Below are 17395 nucleotides of genomic sequence, written 5' to 3'. Positions count from 1 at the left end.
CTGCCAAAAAGACAAGCCGCTCCTTGAAGCGGCTGATAACCCCGTGACCACATGATGAGGTGCCACCATGTCTGATCAAGATCGAGACAACCCCCGGCGTGAGTTTTTGCGCAAATCCTTGACCTTGATCCCTGTGGTCACCGTTGCCAGTACGGGCCTGGGTGGTTCGGTGCTGATGGCGTCTTCCGAACCCGCTCGAGCCAGCGAGCCCAAGGCTCCTGTCAGCAGCAAGGCCTACGAGCCGAGCTATTTCACGGCCGAAGAGTGGGCGTTTATCAATGCGGCTGTTGCACGGCTGATCCCGGCGGATGCCCAAGGCCCAGGTGCGCTGGAAGCTGGCGCGCCGGAATACATCGACCGCCAGATGAATACCCCTTATGCCAGTGGTGCTCTGTGGTTCATGCAGGGCCCGTTTAACGCCGACGCTGCGCCTGAGATGGGCTGGCAAAGCAAATTGGTACCCAAGGAGATCTATCGCCTGGGTATTGCCGCGACGGATAAGTGGTCGAAGGCGTTCAACGGTAAAGTATTTGCTGGACAAGACAGCGCTACCCAGGACGATATGCTCAAGCGTCTGGAGGCTGGCGGCGCTGAAATGGCTGCGCATTTCGACACGGTGCCACCAAAGATTTTCTTCAACCTGTTGCTGCAAAACACCAAGGAAGGGTTCTTCTGCGACCCGATCCACGGTGGCAACAAAGGCATGGTCGGCTGGACCATGATCGGCTTCCCCGGCGCACGCGCCGACTTCATGGATTGGGTTGAACGCAACGAGCAATACCCCTTCCCGGCTGTTTCTATCCGTGGCGAGAGGGCGTAAAGCATGGCAACCATCATGAAGAAAGTGGATGCGGTCATCGTAGGCTTTGGCTGGACGGGCGCGATCATGGCCAAGGAACTGACCGAAGCGGGTTTGCACGTCGTTGCGCTTGAGCGTGGGCCGATGCAGGACACTTACCCGGACGGCAACTATCCCCAGGTCATCGACGAACTGACCTACAGCGTTCGCAAAAAGCTCTTTCAGGACATCTCCAAAGAGACGGTGACCATTCGCCATAGTGTGAATGACGTTGCCTTGCCCAATCGCCAACTGGGCGCTTTCCTGCCGGGTAACGGTGTGGGCGGCGCCGGCTTGCACTGGTCGGGCGTGCACTTTCGCGTCGACCCTATCGAATTGCGCATGCGCAGCCATTACGAAGAGCGCTACGGGAAAAGTTTCATTCCCAAGGACATGACCATCCAGGACTTCGGCGTCAGCTATGAAGAGTTGGAGCCGTTTTTTGACTATGCGGAAAAGGTCTTCGGGACCTCCGGCCAGGCTTGGACGGTGAAGGGGCAATTAGTGGGTGAAGGTAAGGGCGGCAACCCCTATGCGCCCGATCGTTCGAATGCTTTCCCACTGGAATCGCAGAAAAATACCTACTCGGCGCAGCTGTTCCAGCAGGCCGCCAATGCCGTCGGTTACAAGCCCTACAACCTGCCGTCCGCCAATACCTCGGGGCCTTACACCAACCCTTATGGCGCGCAGATGGGGCCGTGCAACTTCTGCGGTTTCTGCAGTGGTTATGTCTGCTACATGTATTCCAAGGCCTCGCCGAACGTGAACATCCTGCCGGCCTTGAAGCAGGTGCCTAACTTTGAACTGCGGCCTAATTCCCATGTGCTGAAGGTCAATCTCGACAGCACCAAGAGCAAGGCCACCGGCGTGACCTATATCGACGCCCAGGGGCGTGAGATCGAGCAGCCGGCGGACCTGGTGATCCTCGGTGCCTTCCAGTTTCATAACGTACGATTGATGCTGCTGTCGGGCATCGGTAAACCCTACGATCCGATTTCCGGTGAGGGCGTGGTGGGCAAGAACTTCGCCTACCAGAACATGGCCACCATCAAGGCATTCTTCGACAAGGACGTGCACACCAACAACTTCATCGGCGCCGGTGGCAACGGTGTGGCGGTGGATGACTTCAACGCCGACAACTTCGACCACGGGCCCCACGGCTTCGTCGGTGGCTCACCGATGTGGGTCAACCAGGCGGGCAGCCGGCCGATTGCCGGTACGTCCAACCCGCCTGGCACACCGGCCTGGGGCAGTGCATGGAAGCGTGCCACTGCCGATTACTACACCCATCAGGTGTCGATGGATGCCCACGGTGCTCATCAATCCTACCGCGGTAACTACCTTGATCTGGACCCGGTTTACCGCGATGCCTACGGCTTGCCGCTGCTGCGCATGACCTTCGATTGGCAGGAAAACGACATCAAGATGAACCGCTTCATGGTCGATAAAATGAGCAAGATCGCCGAAGCGATGAACCCCAAGGCGATTGCTTTGTTGGGCAAGAAAGTCGGTGAGCACTTCAATACGGCGGCCTACCAGACTACCCACCTCAACGGTGGCGCGATCATGGGCACCGATCCGAAAACCAGCGCCTTGAACCGCTACCTGCAGTGCTGGGATGTGCACAACGTGTTTGTCCCTGGTGCATCTGCATTCCCACAAGGCTTGGGCTACAACCCTACAGGCCTGGTGGCTGCTCTGACCTATTGGTCGGCGCGGGCGATTCGCGAGCAGTACCTGAAAAACCCCGGCCCACTGGTTCAGGCATAAGGAGCGATGACCATGAAAGCATTCGTTATCGCCTCCCTGGCGCTGTTCAGCAGCTATTCGGTGAGCGCGGCTGAAACCGACTTGATCAAACAGGGCGAGTACCTGGCCCGTGCCGGTGACTGCGTGGCCTGTCATACCGCCAAGGGTGGCAAACCCTTTGCCGGTGGCCTGCCGATGGAAACCCCGATTGGCGTGATTTATTCCACCAACATCACCCCGGACAAAACCGGCCTGAGTGACTACAGCTTCGAAGACTTCGACAAGGCCGTGCGCCATGGTGTCGCCAAAAGCGGTAGTACTCTTTACCCGGCAATGCCCTACCCGTCTTATGCGCGGGTCAGCGAAAGCGACATGCAGGCGTTGTATGCGTACTTCATGAAGGGCGTTGAACCGGTCGCGCAAGAGAACAAGGACAGTGATATTCCCTGGCCCCTGAGCATGCGTTGGCCTTTGGCGGCCTGGCGCTGGATGTTTGCCCCCGCTGTCTCTGACGCTCAGGGTCAGGCCGCTGCCGATCCGGTGATCAGCCGCGGTGCATACCTTGTTGAGGGCCTTGGCCACTGCGGTGCATGCCATACGCCACGGGCGCTGACCATGCAGGAAAAAGCCTTGAGCGCCTCTGAAGGCAGTGCCTTTCTCTCTGGCAGCGCGCCATTGGAAGGCTGGATCGCTAAAAGCTTGCGTGGCGATCACAAGGACGGCCTGGGCAGTTGGAGCGAAGAGCAACTGGTGCAATTCCTCAAGACCGGTCGCAGCGATCGCAGCGCGGTATTCGGCGGCATGAGCGACGTTGTGGTCCACAGCATGCAGTACATGTCGGAAGAAGACCTGACGGCTATCGCCCGTTATCTCAAGAGCTTGCCGGCCGTTGATCCCAAGGATCAGCCGCATCAGTACGACAAGCAGGTAGCGGACGCACTGTGGAAGGGGGATGACAGCAAGCCTGGGGCGTCGGTCTATATCGACAACTGCGCGGCGTGTCACCGCACCGATGGCCATGGCTACACCCGGGTATTCCCGGCGCTGGCAGGCAATCCGGTATTGCAGACGGCAGATGCCACATCGCTGATCAACATCGTGTTGAATGGCGGGACGTTGCCGGCGACTCACACCGCGCCTTCGACTTTCACCATGCCGGCATTTGCCTGGCGGTTGTCGGATCAGGAAGTGGCGGACGTGGTCAGTTTCATTCGCGGCAGTTGGGGCAACAAAGGCGCTCCGGTGAAAGCCAGCGAAGTGGCGGGATTGCGCAAGAACGACATGCAGACCACGTCGGGTGATGATCTGGGCCAGGTGACACAGAAGCACTGATTCAACCCTTGCCGCCCAACGGCACTGGTCAGAAGCATCGCGCCTCTATACTGTATATAAAAACAGTATAGAGGCGTTTTCATGTCCACTGCGTTGCCACCCCGCGGGCGCGGCACTGCCACCAACCTGCACAATCGCTTTGCGCCCACCGTCAGCGTGGCTGAGGACGACGGCTGGTTTCAGGAAGTGCCGCAGACCCAGGGCACCGAAGTCCGCCTCGAGATGGCGAAAACCATCATTACCCGCAACAACTCGCCAGATTTGCCGTTTGATCGGTCCATCAATCCATACCGAGGCTGCGAGCATGGCTGTATCTACTGCTACGCCCGGCCCAGTCATGCGTATTGGGACCTGTCACCGGGGTTGGATTTCGAAACCAAACTGATCGCCAAGACCAATGCCGCCGACGTGTTGGAACAGCAACTGTCGAAACCGGGCTACACCTGTGCGCCGATCAACCTGGGGTCCAATACCGACCCGTATCAACCCATCGAACGTGAATACAAGATCACCCGGCAAACCCTGGAAGTACTGCTGCGCTATCGCCACCCGGTGACGATCATCACCAAGGGGTCGCTGATCCTGCGCGACCTCGACCTGTTGACCGAGTTGGCCCGCCAGCGGTTGGTGGCGGTGATGATCAGCCTCACCAGCCTGGACGACGAGCTCAAGCGCATCCTCGAGCCGCGTACGGCGGCGCCCAAGGCCAGGTTGCGCGCGATCAGAGTGATGCGTGAGGCGGGGATTCCGGTGGGTGTGCTGTGTTCACCCATGATCCCGATGATCAATGACAGTGAATTGGAAAGCCTGTTGGCCGAGGCCCATGCCGCCGGGGCGCAAAGTGCGGCCTACATGATGTTGCGCCTGCCCCTGGAAGTGGCACCGCTGTTCGAGGAGTGGCTGGCGGCGCATTATCCGCAGCGGGCGGCCCACGTGATGAGCCTGGTGCGGCAGGTGCGGGGCGGTGAGGTCTATGACAGTCGCTTCGGAGTACGGATGCGCGGTGAAGGGCCATTTGCCGATCTACTGGCGCAACGTTTTGCCAAGGCGATCAAACGGTTGGGGCTCAATCGCAGGGAAGGCTTTAATCTGGATTGCACGGCGTTTTGTCCTCCGGGCAGGCAGATGGCATTGTTGTAAACTACCAGGTGAAAGTGAACTTCCGTGTAGGAATAGTCGCGTTTTGACATCACTGAAACCCGCGACCTAGAGCGGTTCATTCAGTTTGAGTTAAGTTTCGGCGGGTACGGTGTTCATCGAGTGACTAGTGAGTCGGCGCTGCGGGTTCGGCGCTGAACCGCACTGGAAAACGGCCCTACTCCAATCAAGAGGATGAATCATGAGTGACAAGGATAAACAGCCGTTGGCTGCGTCGGCTTCAGCCCCTTACGAGGCGGAATCCGCCGATGCAGCGCTGCAGCACATTGTTGAAGGATTTTTGCACTTCCATCACGAGATCTTTCCTCAGCAGGAAGAACTCTTCAAGAAGCTTGCCACGGCCCAGAGCCCACGAGCGATGTTCATTACCTGCGCCGACTCGCGCATCGTTCCGGAATTGATTACCCAAAGCTCCCCGGGTGATTTGTTCGTGACCCGTAACGTGGGTAACGTTGTGCCGCCCTATGGGCAGATGAACGGTGGTGTTTCCACGGCCATCGAGTACGCGGTACTGGCCCTTGGCGTGCAGCACATCATTATCTGCGGCCACTCCGATTGCGGCGCCATGCGCGCGGTACTCAACCCCCAGAGCCTGGAAAAGATGCCCACGGTCAAAGCCTGGCTGCGGCATGCCGAGGTCGCCAAGACCATGGTCCAGGACAACTGTGATTGTGCCAACGAAAACGAAAGCATGCATGTGTTGACCGAAGAAAACGTCATCGCCCAGTTGCAGCACCTGCGTACACATCCGTCGGTGGCCTCGCGCATGGCCAACGGTCATTTGTTTATCCATGGTTGGGTCTATGACATCGAGACCAGCGAAATCAGAGCCTACGATGCGGACCAAGCGGCGTTCCTTCCGTTGAACGGTACCCTACCGATTCCTTCGGCGACGCCTAAAGCGCGCTTCTAAAACATTCCCCTGCCGGGTAACGCGATGGCTGCCATTTGTGCAGCCAGGCCTTGTCATGCCCGGCGAATGCCTCGGGAGAGTCATTATGCGTGCTGCTCAACTAAAAGCTGTGCTGCCACGGGAGCTGCTGGCGTCCGTGGTTGTGTTTCTGGTCGCCCTGCCCTTGTGCATGGGGATCGCCATCGCCTCCGGTATGCCACCGGCCAAAGGTTTGATTACCGGGATTATTGGTGGCCTGGTAGTGGGTTGGCTGGCCGGTTCGCCATTGCAAGTCAGTGGTCCGGCGGCCGGATTGGCGGTGCTGGTATTCGAACTGGTGCGACAGCATGGCATGGCCATGCTCGGGCCGATCCTGTTGCTGGCGGGCTTCCTGCAGTTGGTGGCCGGGCGTTTGCGCCTGGGTTGCTGGTTCCGTGTGACCGCCCCGGCGGTGGTGTATGGGATGCTGGCAGGGATCGGGGTACTGATCGTCCTTTCACAAGTCCATGTGATGTTCGACGGCGTGCCGAAACCGTCCGGCCTGGATAATCTTGTCGGCTTCCCGGCGGCTCTGGTTCAGGCCATTCCGACCTTGGGCGGTGGGCTTGGCTGGCAGGCCGGTTTGCTTGGGTTATCGACGATTCTGGTGATGTGGCTGTGGGACAAATTCCGTCCACAAAAGCTGCGTTTCGTGCCCGGTGCCCTCTTGGGCGTGGGCTTGGCGACGGTAACCAGCCTGGTGCTGGCCTTGCGGGTCAAGCGTGTGGAAGTGCCGGACAACCTGGCAGACGCCATCGATTGGCTACGCCCCAGCGACCTCCTGAACCTGGCGGATCCCAGTTTGTTGATTGCAGCTTTCGCCGTAGCCTTTATCGCCAGCGCCGAAACCCTGCTTTCGGCGGCGGCCGTCGACCGTATGCATAACGGTCAGCGTTCCGATTTTGATAAGGAACTGTCGGCGCAAGGCGTAGGCAACATGCTCTGTGGCCTGGTGGGCGCGCTGCCCATGACCGGGGTGATCGTGCGCAGCTCGGCCAACGTGCAGGCAGGTGCCACCACGCGCTTGTCGGCGATGTTCCACGGTGTGTGGTTGCTGGCTTTTGTGTTGCTGCTGTCCAGTGTGCTGCAAAGCATTCCGGTGGCGAGCCTGGCGGGTGTGTTGGTGTACACCGGCATCAAGCTGGTGGACATCAAGGCTTTTCGTGGCTTGGGCCGCTATGGTCGGATGCCGATGTTCACCTACGCCGCCACGGCCTTGGCGATCATCTTCACGGACTTGCTGACCGGTGTGTTGGTGGGCTTCGGTCTGACCTTGGTCAAACTGGCATGGAAAGCTTCTCGACTGAAGATAGGCTTGATCGACTTGCCTCAAGACGGCGAAATGGAGCTGCGACTGACCGGTGCCGCGACCTTTCTCAAGGTGCCGGCGTTGACTCAGGTGTTATCGACGATACCCGCGGGTACCACCGTGCATGTACCGCTCAATAACCTGAGTTACATCGATCATTCCTGCCTTGAACTGCTCGAGGAATGGGGGCGTGCCAATGCGGCCAAGGGCTCCAGGCTGGTGATTGAGGCGCGGGGGTTGAAACGTCGGTTGGAAGGGCGGGTGCGCACGACGAGGGGAATAGGGTCGGCTGCTGCTTGAACGCTGTGGGAGCCGGGCAAACCCGGTTCCCACTTTTGATCTTTGCCAGTCGTAAGTTTACGCCGGCTGATCCAACTCCAGCTCCACGCCCAACTGCCGTGACAGGGACGGCCAGCGCTTCCAGGCTGCTTCGGTGTCCGGGCTCTTGAGCTTGTCGCGGTAGGCTTCGACCGACTCCAGGGCGAAGCTGTCTTCATTGAGCATCTCGTCCACCGCATGGTGCACGGCTTCATCCAATTGGTTGGCGAATGTTTCACCGATCAATTGGTGGGCAATCAGATTGGCCACGGTGGTATCCAGCGGAATCAGCGGTTGGCCGAAATGCTTGATATACAGATCGTTAACCTCTTCCACCAGGCGATGAGCCAGGTAAGCTTCGTCCAGCAAGCCGTCCAGGCCTTCGTGGCCATCCAGGATCGCCAGCGGCTGAAGGAAGAACTGCTCGGCGATTTTCAGCACCGGCTTGATCTGGCTTTCAATACCGGCTTCACGGGCCACATCGTTGGCTGCGTCGAGCAACTCTGGGACTTGGTCGATATAGGCGGTGACAAAACGCGTCATCACACCCTTGGCGTCAACATCGGGCAGGGAAATCGCGGGGTGCAGATGGGGTAACTGGACCTCCAGCTGTTGAGCAAGCTGGCCAGTGCTGGCTTCGTGTTGATGGGCACGGGAAATCTGCTCGCGCAATGCGGCGGTGTTCATGAAAGCTCCGGGAATACAGGGGTAGGAAAAGGGAGATGATAAGGTAGCTCGTTTATACGAGCGGCTAAGACGCATTTGGCATAATTATTTCATGGTTATGCGCCGGTGTTATATCGAAATGCCATCGTTCGTCGGATAACCCCCGCCATCTGCCGGTTTGCTGGCTCCGTTCGTCCATTTTCGCTCATTTGCCCCCTCACATTGCGGGGTGGCGGTCGGTGTCTATACTCGGGTTTGTACGCAATTAGCTGATGACGCCAGACTGCATAAGCAGGCAAGGCTTGGCGGTGTGTTTGCAATTTGGAAGCCGCTCCCTTGGCCGCAGGTGCAAACCGGCGGGATAACAAGAACGATAAGGGGAACCCGCAATGACGCGACATCCACATGTTTGGATGGGCTTACTCTTGTGGTCAGTATTCAGCCAGGCGCAGGCCGCCTGGACAGTGAATATGGCGCCAGGGGCCACTGAAGTCAGTCACGCTGTGTTCGACCTGCACATGACCATTTTCTGGATCTGTGTGGTGATCGGCATCATCGTGTTTGGCGCGATGTTCTGGTCGATGATCGTTCATCGACGTTCAACCGGTCAGGTGGCGGCCAAGTTTCACGAGAGCACAACGGTCGAGATTCTCTGGACGGTGGTGCCTTTTCTGATTCTGGTGGCGATGGCTATTCCGGCCACCAAGACCCTGATTAACATCTACGACAGCACTGAATCGGATATTGATATCCAGGTCACCGGCTATCAGTGGAAGTGGCATTACAAATACCTGGGGCAAGACGTCGAGTTTTTCAGCAACCTGGCTACGCCTGCCGAGCAGATCCATAACCAGGCCGTCAAAGGCGAACATTACCTGTTGGAAGTCGACCAGCCGCTGGTACTGCCGGTGGGCGCCAAGGTGCGCTTTTTGGTGACGGCTGCCGACGTGATCCATTCCTGGTGGGTACCGGCCTTTGCGGTCAAGCGCGACGCCATCCCCGGCTTCGTCAACGAGGCCTGGACCCGGGTCGAGAAGCCCGGCATTTATCGTGGTCAGTGCGCTGAGCTGTGCGGCAAGGACCATGGCTTCATGCCGATTGTGGTCGACGTCAAATCCAGGGCCGACTACGACACCTGGCTCGGCGAGCGTAAAGCCGAAGCCGCCCAGCTCAAGGAGCTGACCTCCAAGGAGTGGACCCTTGAAGAGTTAGTGGCCCGTGGTGACAAGGTCTACCACACCACCTGCGTGGCCTGTCACCAGGCCGAAGGCCAGGGCTTGCCGCCGATGTTCCCGGCGCTCAAGGGCTCGCCGATTGCCATCGGCGCCAAAGAGGATCACCTGCATCGCGTGTACTTCGGCAAGCCAGGCACCGCCATGGCCGCTTTCGGCAAGCAGCTCTCGGAAGTTGATATCGCGGCGGTCGTGACCTACGAACGCAACGCGTGGGGCAACAACAAGGGCGACATGGTCACTCCCAAAGATGTGCTGGCTCTGAAACAGGCGCAAAGCAAATGACCTCCTTCATTGCGTATTCCCTGAACCGTCCCGCCCACTCGTTTGCAGGAGAAAGGCCATGAGCGCTGTGATCGATGACCACGGTCATGCCGGTGACCACGCTCACGGCCCTGCCAAAGGCCTGATGCGTTGGGTGCTGACCACCAACCACAAAGACATCGGAACCATGTATCTGTGGTTCAGCTTTGCCATGTTCCTACTCGGTGGCTCGTTCGCCATGGTGATTCGGGCCGAGCTGTTCCAGCCTGGCTTGCAGATCGTTGAGCCGGCGTTCTTCAACCAGATGACCACCATGCACGGCCTGGTGATGGTCTTCGGTGCGGTGATGCCAGCGTTTGTCGGCCTCGCCAACTGGATGATCCCGTTGATGATCGGCGCGCCGGACATGGCTTTGCCGCGGATGAACAACTTCAGCTTCTGGCTACTGCCGGCGGCGTTCCTGATGTTGGTCTCCACCCTGTTCATGCCGGGCGGTGGGCCGAACTTCGGTTGGACCTTCTACGCCCCGCTCTCCACCACCTATGCGCCGGAAAGCGTGACCTTCTTCATCTTTGCCATCCACTTGATGGGTATCAGTTCGATCATGGGCGCGATCAACGTGATCGCCACCATCCTCAACCTGCGCGCACCCGGCATGACCCTGATGAAGATGCCGCTGTTCGTCTGGACCTGGCTGATCACCGCGTTCCTGCTGATTGCGGTGATGCCGGTGTTGGCGGGTTGCGTGACGATGATGCTGATGGACATCCACTTCGGTACCAGCTTCTTCAGTGCTGCCGGTGGCGGTGACCCGGTCTTGTTCCAGCATGTGTTCTGGTTCTTCGGTCATCCCGAGGTGTACATCATGATCCTGCCGGCCTTCGGTGCCGTCAGCTCGATCATTCCGACTTTCTCGCGCAAGCCTCTCTTTGGCTATACCTCGATGGTTTATGCCACGGCGAGCATCGCCTTCCTGTCGTTTATCGTGTGGGCGCACCACATGTTCGTGGTGGGCATTCCGCTGGTGGGCGAGCTGTTCTTCATGTACGCCACGCTGCTGATCGCTGTGCCCACCGGGGTGAAGGTGTTCAACTGGGTCAGTACCATGTGGCAAGGCTCTCTGACCTTCGAGACGCCGATGCTGTTTGCCGTGGCCTTCGTGATTCTGTTCACCATTGGCGGCTTCTCCGGGCTGATGCTGGCCATTGCCCCGGCGGACTTCCAGTACCACGACACCTACTTTGTGGTGGCGCATTTCCATTACGTACTGGTGCCTGGGGCGATCTTCGGGATCTTCGCCTCGGCGTACTACTGGCTGCCGAAATGGACCGGCCACATGTACGACGAAACCCTGGGCAAGCTGCATTTCTGGCTGTCGTTCGTGGGGATGAACATGGCCTTCTTCCCGATGCACTTCGTCGGCTTGGCCGGCATGCCGCGCCGGGTGCCGGACTACAACCTACAGTTTGCTGATTTCAACATGGTCTCCTCCATCGGTGCCTTCACCTTTGGTGCGACGCAGATTTTCTTCCTGTTCATCGTCATCAAGTGCATCCGTGGCGGCAAACCCGCGCCGGCCAAACCATGGGATGGGGCCGACGGGCTGGAGTGGAGCATTCCTTCGCCTGCGCCGTATCACACCTTCACGACCCCGCCGGAGGTCAAATGAATACGTTATTGCGGTTGGAACGCGGTAAGTGTGGGAGCGGGCTTGCTCGCGAAGATGGTGTGTCAGTCAATATTTTCATTGGCTGTGAAACCGCTTTCGCGAGCAAGCCCGCTCCCACACTTACCGCGTTCGTTTCGGGTGAGCGCCATGTCTGAGTCGGTGCCTATCAAGCGCCTGGTCACCCGCTTGCTGATCCTGGTGATGGCGATGTTCGCCTTCGGCTTTGCCTTGGTGCCGATCTACGACGTGATGTGCAAGGCGTTCGGCATCAACGGCAAGACTGCCGGGCAGTACGAGGGTGAGCAGATCGTTGATCCGTCACGCCAGGTGCGGGTGCAGTTTCTTTCCACCAATGCCATCGACATGGTCTGGGAGTTTCACTCCAAGGCTGACGAGATCGTGGTCAACCCAGGCGCGGTCAACGAGATGCTGTTCGTGGCCTACAACCCCACCGACAAGCCGATGACCGCCCAGGCGATACCGAGCATTTCGCCCGCAGAAGCGGCGATGTACTTCCACAAGACCGAGTGTTTTTGCTTCACCCAGCAAGTGCTGCAGCCAGGTCAGCGTATCGAGATGCCCGTGCGCTTTATTGTCGACCGCGACATGCCCAAGGATGTGAAGCATTTGACCCTGGCGTACACGCTGTTCGATATCACCGCGCGCCAACCGCCCGTGGCTGTCCATACCGGCGGCTAGGCGTGCCTGCGGGCTCGATTAGGAGAACGAATACATGTCGAATCATGATACGTACTACGTACCAGCACAAAGCAAATGGCCAATAATTGCCACCGTGGGCATGCTGATCACGGTGTTCGGACTGGCTACCTGGTTCAATGACCTGAAGGCTGCGCGCCCGGAATCCCACGGCCCGCTGATCTTTTTCGTTGGCGGCCTGCTGTTGGCCTACATGATGTTTGGCTGGTTCGGCGCTGTGATCAAAGAGAGTCGCGCCGGTTTGTACAGCTCGCAGATGGACCGCTCCTTTCGCTGGGGCATGAGCTGGTTCATCTTTTCCGAGGTGATGTTCTTTATCGCGTTCTTCGGGGCGCTGTTTTATGTGCGCCATTTGTCCGGCCCGTGGCTGGGAGGGGAAGGCCATAAAGGCGTGGCGCACATGCTCTGGCCGAATTTTGAATTCGCCTGGCCATTGCTCAATAACCCTGACCCAACGCTGTTTCCAGCGCCCAAAGGCACCATCAGTCCCTGGGGCTTGCCGCTGATCAATACCATCTTGCTGGTCAGTTCCAGCGTGACCATCACTATCGCCCATCACGCCTTGCGCAAAGGTCATCGCGGCGCGCTGAAGATCTGGCTGGCGATCACCGTGTTACTGGGGTGGGCATTCCTGGGCTTTCAGGCAGAGGAATACATCCACGCTTACAAGGAGCTGGGCCTGACCCTGGGTTCCGGCGTGTACGGCGCGACCTTCTTCATGCTCACCGGTTTTCACGGTGCCCACGTGACCATTGGCACCATCATCCTGTTCGTGATGCTGATGCGGGTCATGCGGGGGCATTTTGACGCTGAGCACCAGTTTGGCTTCGAGGCAGCCAGTTGGTATTGGCACTTTGTCGATGTGGTGTGGATCGGGCTGTTTTTCTTCGTTTACGTGCTGTGAAGCGCTCTACCACGGCGCATGTGAGACCAACTGGCCGCTGAAGAAACCCCAGGCGATTAGCGCCACGGTGATGACGGCCAGTACGACACGCACGGTCAGGGCAGTGACGAGGCGATTGGAGTTGCCCTCGTCCTTGACCAGGAAGAACAAGCCACTGAACAGACTCACAACGGTAGCGATCAGCATCAGGGCAATGGCTGCTTTGAGCATGGTTTGGCTCCGGGGCTCTTTTGGGGAGGGGCGAGCAATGAGATTCAGTATAGCCAGTGCAGCACTGACCTCTACGGTCACGCCATGAAACGCTTTCGTCCCGGGATTGCGCCGACGCTGGTGGTGTTAGTGCTGCTACCGCTGCTGGTGTCTCTCGGTTTTTGGCAGTTGTCCCGTGGCCAGGAAAAACAAACGCTGCTGGACAGCTACGCTGAGCGTCGCGCTGCCGAGCCCATGAGCAGCGAGCAACTGCGTACGACGACTGATCCAGCCTTCCGTCGAGTGCGTCTGCGTGGGCAGTTCGATACCGAGCACAGCGTGCTGCTGGATAACCGCTTTCGCGACGGCAAGGTGGGCGTCGAGTTGCTGCAACCCTTTCATGATCAGGCCAGCGGTTTATGGTTGCTGCTCAATCGCGGCTGGCTGCCTTGGCCGGACCGACGCACGCCGCCGGTCTTCACCACCCCTGAACAGTTGCTGAATATCGACGCGTGGGTCTACGTAGCGCCCGGGGCCGCGTTCCAATTGCATGCAGACCCGGCTGGCGCGCCATGGCCACGCCTGCTGACCGTGCTGCACCCCGACATGCTGTGGACGGAGCTTGCGCGCAGCGGGTTTGGCTACGAGCTGCGAGCCGAAGCGGGCCCCGGCACCTACGAAACCAACTGGCCGGTGGTGGCCATGGGGCCGGAAAAACACCTCGGGTATGCCGTGCAGTGGTTCGCCATGGCGCTAGCCCTGTTCGGTCTTTACCTCTACCTCGGATGGCACAACGCAAAGGAGAAGCACGATGGGAGCGGCCATGAATCCACTCAACATGTCTGACGCGCCTGCGGCGCCTGACCGGCGCAAGGGGCGCTGGCAACTGATCTTTATCCTGCTGATGGTGATCGGCCCAATGGTGCTGGCCACTTTTATGTACAAGTTGCAGTTCTGGGTGCCGGAAAGCCGCAGTTACCACGGCGAGATGATCGGCAATGGTCAGACCCGCGCCGATATCGGCGTGCAGGCCGAAGAGGGCCGCTGGCAGTTGCTGGTCACTGCACCTGCGGCCTGCGCCGCCGATTGCCGGCAACTGGTGTACCTGGCGCGCCAACTACAGATCGGCCTGGGCCGCGATGCGTCCCGCGCCAGTCATGCCTTGGCCAGTGCGCAGCCCGTCAGCACTGACTATGACGCCAAGCTCAAGGCCGAATACCCGCAATTGCAGCGTTACTCCCTGGACCTGTCGACCTTCAATAAAGACGCCGCAGCCCAGGGCAGCGGTGATGCGCAGCTGTGGATTATCGACCCTCACGGCAACCTGGTGTTGCGCTATGACGCTCAGGTCAAGGGCAAGGATTTGTTGAACGACCTGCGCCTGCTGCTGAAACTGTCGAATATCGGATAAGGGCATCGTCATGGCCAAACTTGGATTTCGCCTCGCGCTGTTTGCCACCTTGCTGGCGCTGATTGTGGTGCTGCTCGGCGCCTATACCCGGCTGACTCACGCGGGCCTCGGTTGCCCGGATTGGCCGGGTTGTTATGGCTTTATCAGCGTGCCGCAAAGCGAATCCCAGTTGGCCCATGCCGAACTGCACTTCCCGGACACGCCGGTGGAGGCTGACAAGGGCTGGAGCGAGATGGTCCACCGCTACTTTGCCGGTACCCTTGGTCTGTTGATTGTACTGTTGGCTGCACGGGCCTGGACCCATCGGCATCATCCCGGCCAGCCGCTGAAGTTGCCTTTGTTTTTGTTGGCCGTGGTGTTTGCCCAGGCCGCGTTTGGCATGTGGACGGTGACGCTCAAGCTCTGGCCCCAGGTGGTGACCGGGCATTTGCTCGGTGGGTTTGCGACCTTGAGCCTGCTGTTTTTGCTGACCTTGCGATTGTCCGGCGTGTTGCCGGCGTTGATCGTGCCCAAGCGTTTGCAGTATTGGGCGACAGCCGGGCTGGTGGTGGTGATCGGCCAGATTGCGTTGGGCGGTTGGGTCAGTTCCAACTATGCGGCGGTGGCCTGTATCGACTTGCCGACCTGCCACGGGCAGTGGTGGCCGGCGGCGGATTTCGCCAATGGGTTTCACCTGACCCAGCATATCGGCCCCAACTACCTGGGTGGCCAGCTCGACAGTGATGCGCGTACCGCGATTCATCTCACCCACCGGATAGGTGCTTTGGTGGTGACCGTCGTGTTGCTGGGCCTGGCCTGGCAGCTCAAGGTCGTCGGCATGACCCGTCTGGCTGGCCTGTTGCTGATAGCCCTGGCGGCGCAAATCAGCCTTGGGTTGAGCAATGTGTATTTTCACCTGCCGCTGCCGGTGGCAGTCGCTCATAACGCCGGTGGCGCAGCGTTATTGCTGACGCTGGTGCTCATTAACTACCACGCCCGAACCAGCCTGGTCCGGGTCCGCCATCACTTGCCGCTGGGATGGCGCTTCAGCCCTCGCGGGCAGGTGTCGGGCCTCATAACAATAAAAGGAGAGATGCCATGGCGACCCTGACCGGCGAGCGTCACCGCCAGGCAATCTGGCGTGACTATCTGGAACTGACCAAGCCCAAAGTGGTGGTGCTGATGCTCATCACCTCCCTGGTCGGCATGTTCCTCGCAACCCGCGCCGGGGTGCCGTGGGCTGTGCTGATCTTCGGCAACCTGGGGATCGCCCTGTGTGCCGGTGGTGCGGCGGCGGTCAATCATGTGGTGGACCGGCGCATCGATGCAGTGATGGCTCGCACCCACAAACGCCCGCTGGCGGAAGGTCGTGTCTCACCGGCCGCGGCCCTGACCTTCGCCCTGGCGCTGGCGGTGGCCGGGCTGGCCTTGCTGCTGGCGTTTACCAATCCGCTGGCGGCTTGGCTAACGCTGGCCTCGCTGCTGGGTTACGCGGTGATCTATACCGGCTTTCTTAAGCGCGCGACACCACAAAACATTGTGATTGGCGGCCTTGCCGGCGCCGCGCCACCTTTGTTGGGTTGGGTAGCGGTTACCGGCCATGTCAGTGCCGAGCCCTTGCTGCTGGTGCTGATCATCTTCGCCTGGACCCCGCCACATTTCTGGGCCCTGGCCATTCACCGCAAGGAGGAATACGCCAAGGCCGATATCCCGATGCTGCCGGTGACTCATGGCGAGCACTACACCAAGGTGCATATCCTGCTGTACACCTTCGCCTTGCTGGCGGTCAGCCTGATGCCCTATGTCATCCATATGAGCGGCCTGTTGTACCTGGGATGTGCATTGGTTCTGGGTGGGCGCTTTCTGCAATGGGCCTGGGTGCTGTACCGTGGCAGTCGGCCGCACGCGGCGATCAACACCTTCAAGTACTCTATCTGGTACCTGTTTTTACTGTTTATCGCCCTGCTCGTAGACCACTACTTACTGTTGAACCTATGACTCGAACTCAAAAAACTGTCTTTATTCTGGTGGCCGTGGTCGCATTGATCATGGGCCTGACTGTCAACAAAGTACTGTCCGGCAAGGGCGAAGGCGATCCGACGACGTTGATCGATGCGGGGATCATCCTGCTGCCGCAAAGCCGGCAACTGCCACCTGTGACCATGACCAATCAGGACGGCCAGCCGGTGGTGGTCAATGAGTTGAAAGGCAAGTGGAGCGTGTTGTTCTTCGGCTACACCTTCTGCCCGGACATCTGCCCGACCACTCTCGCCCAGCTACGGCAGATCAAAAGCGAGCTGCCCAAGGACGTAGTGGACAAACTGCAGGTGATCCTGGTCAGCGTGGACCCCAATCGTGATAACCCGGCGCAGCTCAAGCAGTACCTGGGTTACTTCGACCCGCAATTTGAAGGCCTGACCGGTGCTTCGGTGGATGACGTGCAGAAGGTCTCCAATGCCGTGAGCATCCCGTTCATTCCGGCGGACACCAGCAAGCCGAACTACACCGTCGACCACAGCGGCAACCTGGCGTTGATCGGGCCGGATGGCACCCAGCGTGGGTTTATCCGTGCGCCGCTGAACAACCAGAAGCTGGTGGCGCAGTTGCCAGGGTTGTTGCAGCGCAAATAAGCCTGGCGGTGGCGCAAAAAAGTGGGAGCTGGCTTGTGTGGGAGCTGGCTCCCACACAAGCCAGCTCCCACAGTCGATCTCCAGTGTTCTGGAGATCGG

The 17395-nt window shown here is 59.3% G+C and carries 17 protein-coding genes; 15 read left to right on the top strand and 2 right to left on the bottom strand.

Annotated features, from left to right (window positions below; genetic code table 11):
• Nucleotides 1-67 precede the first annotated feature (67 nt).
• From J7E41_RS05200 to J7E41_RS05175, 6 genes are all read left to right on the top strand, one after another.
• The gene (locus tag J7E41_RS05200) at nt 68-820 is read left to right on the top strand and encodes a gluconate 2-dehydrogenase subunit 3 family protein (RefSeq protein ID WP_214990625.1); all 753 of its coding nucleotides are present in this window, start codon (nt 68-70) and stop codon (nt 818-820) included.
• A 3-nt stretch (nt 821-823) separates the two neighbouring features.
• Nucleotides 824-2608 carry a GMC family oxidoreductase gene (locus tag J7E41_RS05195; RefSeq protein WP_214990623.1) on the top strand — a complete coding sequence of 595 codons (1785 nt, stop codon included), beginning with the start codon at nt 824-826 and terminating at the stop codon, nt 2606-2608.
• Nucleotides 2609-2620: 12 nt separating this feature from the next.
• Nucleotides 2621-3919, top strand: coding sequence for a cytochrome c (locus J7E41_RS05190; protein WP_214990621.1), 1299 nt, complete (start codon nt 2621-2623; stop codon nt 3917-3919).
• A gap of 81 nt (nt 3920-4000) precedes the next feature.
• Nucleotides 4001-5059 (top strand): PA0069 family radical SAM protein, encoded by a 1059-nt coding sequence (locus tag J7E41_RS05185; protein ID WP_214990619.1) that lies wholly within the window; start codon nt 4001-4003, stop codon nt 5057-5059.
• A gap of 199 nt (nt 5060-5258) precedes the next feature.
• Complete coding sequence (locus J7E41_RS05180; protein ID WP_214990617.1) at nt 5259-5990, top strand: carbonic anhydrase; 732 nt, start codon at nt 5259-5261, stop codon at nt 5988-5990.
• Nucleotides 5991-6075: 85 nt separating this feature from the next.
• Nucleotides 6076-7617, top strand: coding sequence for a SulP family inorganic anion transporter (locus J7E41_RS05175; protein ID WP_214990614.1), 1542 nt, complete (start codon nt 6076-6078; stop codon nt 7615-7617).
• A 57-nt stretch (nt 7618-7674) separates the two neighbouring features.
• Here J7E41_RS05175 and J7E41_RS05170 read toward each other — a convergent pair whose 3' ends face one another.
• Nucleotides 7675-8322: a hypothetical protein gene (locus J7E41_RS05170; protein ID WP_214990613.1), complete on the bottom strand. Its 648-nt coding sequence runs from the start codon at nt 8320-8322 to the stop codon at nt 7675-7677.
• A 368-nt stretch (nt 8323-8690) separates the two neighbouring features.
• On the opposite strand from J7E41_RS05170, the gene coxB reads away from it, so the two are divergent.
• The 4 genes from coxB (at nt 8691) to J7E41_RS05150 (ending at nt 13087) form a co-directional block, all read left to right on the top strand.
• Nucleotides 8691-9818 carry a cytochrome c oxidase subunit II gene (gene coxB, locus J7E41_RS05165; RefSeq protein WP_214990611.1) on the top strand — a complete coding sequence of 376 codons (1128 nt, stop codon included), beginning with the start codon at nt 8691-8693 and terminating at the stop codon, nt 9816-9818.
• Between the two features lie 58 nt (nt 9819-9876).
• A complete protein-coding gene (ctaD, locus tag J7E41_RS05160) occupies nt 9877-11466 on the top strand; it encodes a cytochrome c oxidase subunit I (RefSeq protein WP_214990609.1) in 1590 nt (529 codons plus the stop codon).
• A 147-nt stretch (nt 11467-11613) separates the two neighbouring features.
• Entirely contained in the window at nt 11614-12165 is a 552-nt protein-coding gene (locus J7E41_RS05155) for a cytochrome c oxidase assembly protein (RefSeq protein WP_155582264.1), read from the top strand.
• Nucleotides 12166-12199: 34 nt separating this feature from the next.
• Complete coding sequence (locus J7E41_RS05150; RefSeq protein WP_214990607.1) at nt 12200-13087, top strand: cytochrome c oxidase subunit 3; 888 nt, start codon at nt 12200-12202, stop codon at nt 13085-13087.
• 6 nt (nt 13088-13093) lie between these two features.
• Here the strand turns inward: J7E41_RS05150 and J7E41_RS05145 are convergent, their stop codons facing one another.
• Complete coding sequence (locus J7E41_RS05145; RefSeq protein WP_016978774.1) at nt 13094-13297, bottom strand: twin transmembrane helix small protein; 204 nt, start codon at nt 13295-13297, stop codon at nt 13094-13096.
• Between the two features lie 84 nt (nt 13298-13381).
• Here J7E41_RS05145 and J7E41_RS05140 point away from each other — a divergent pair, with 84 nt between their 5' ends.
• From J7E41_RS05140 to J7E41_RS05120, 5 genes are read left to right on the top strand one after another with little or no spacing between them, the layout of a single operon-like run.
• A complete protein-coding gene (locus J7E41_RS05140) occupies nt 13382-14122 on the top strand; it encodes an SURF1 family protein (RefSeq protein ID WP_214990605.1) in 741 nt (246 codons plus the stop codon).
• The gene (locus tag J7E41_RS05135) at nt 14088-14687 is read left to right on the top strand and encodes a hypothetical protein (protein ID WP_214990603.1); all 600 of its coding nucleotides are present in this window, start codon (nt 14088-14090) and stop codon (nt 14685-14687) included. Before J7E41_RS05140 ends, J7E41_RS05135 begins: the two co-directional genes overlap by 35 nt.
• Before the next feature lie 10 nt (nt 14688-14697).
• Nucleotides 14698-15777, top strand: a complete 1080-nt coding sequence (locus J7E41_RS05130; protein WP_214990601.1) for a COX15/CtaA family protein — start codon at nt 14698-14700, stop codon at nt 15775-15777.
• On the top strand, nt 15765-16664 hold the full coding sequence (gene cyoE, locus J7E41_RS05125; RefSeq protein ID WP_214990599.1) for a heme o synthase: 900 nt from the start codon (nt 15765-15767) through the stop codon (nt 16662-16664). The genes J7E41_RS05130 and cyoE overlap by 13 nt, the downstream gene beginning before the upstream one ends.
• A complete protein-coding gene (locus J7E41_RS05120; RefSeq protein WP_214990597.1) occupies nt 16661-17296 on the top strand; it encodes an SCO family protein in 636 nt (211 codons plus the stop codon). The genes cyoE and J7E41_RS05120 overlap by 4 nt, the downstream gene beginning before the upstream one ends.
• Nucleotides 17297-17395: the final 99 nt, after the last annotated feature.

The organism is Pseudomonas fluorescens (assembly GCF_018614655.1).
Taxonomy (GTDB): Bacteria; Pseudomonadota; Gammaproteobacteria; order Pseudomonadales; family Pseudomonadaceae; genus Aquipseudomonas; species Aquipseudomonas fluorescens_BX.
The sequence above is the reverse complement of the archived record's forward strand: the minus strand, read 5'-3'. Positions and strand labels throughout refer to the sequence as shown.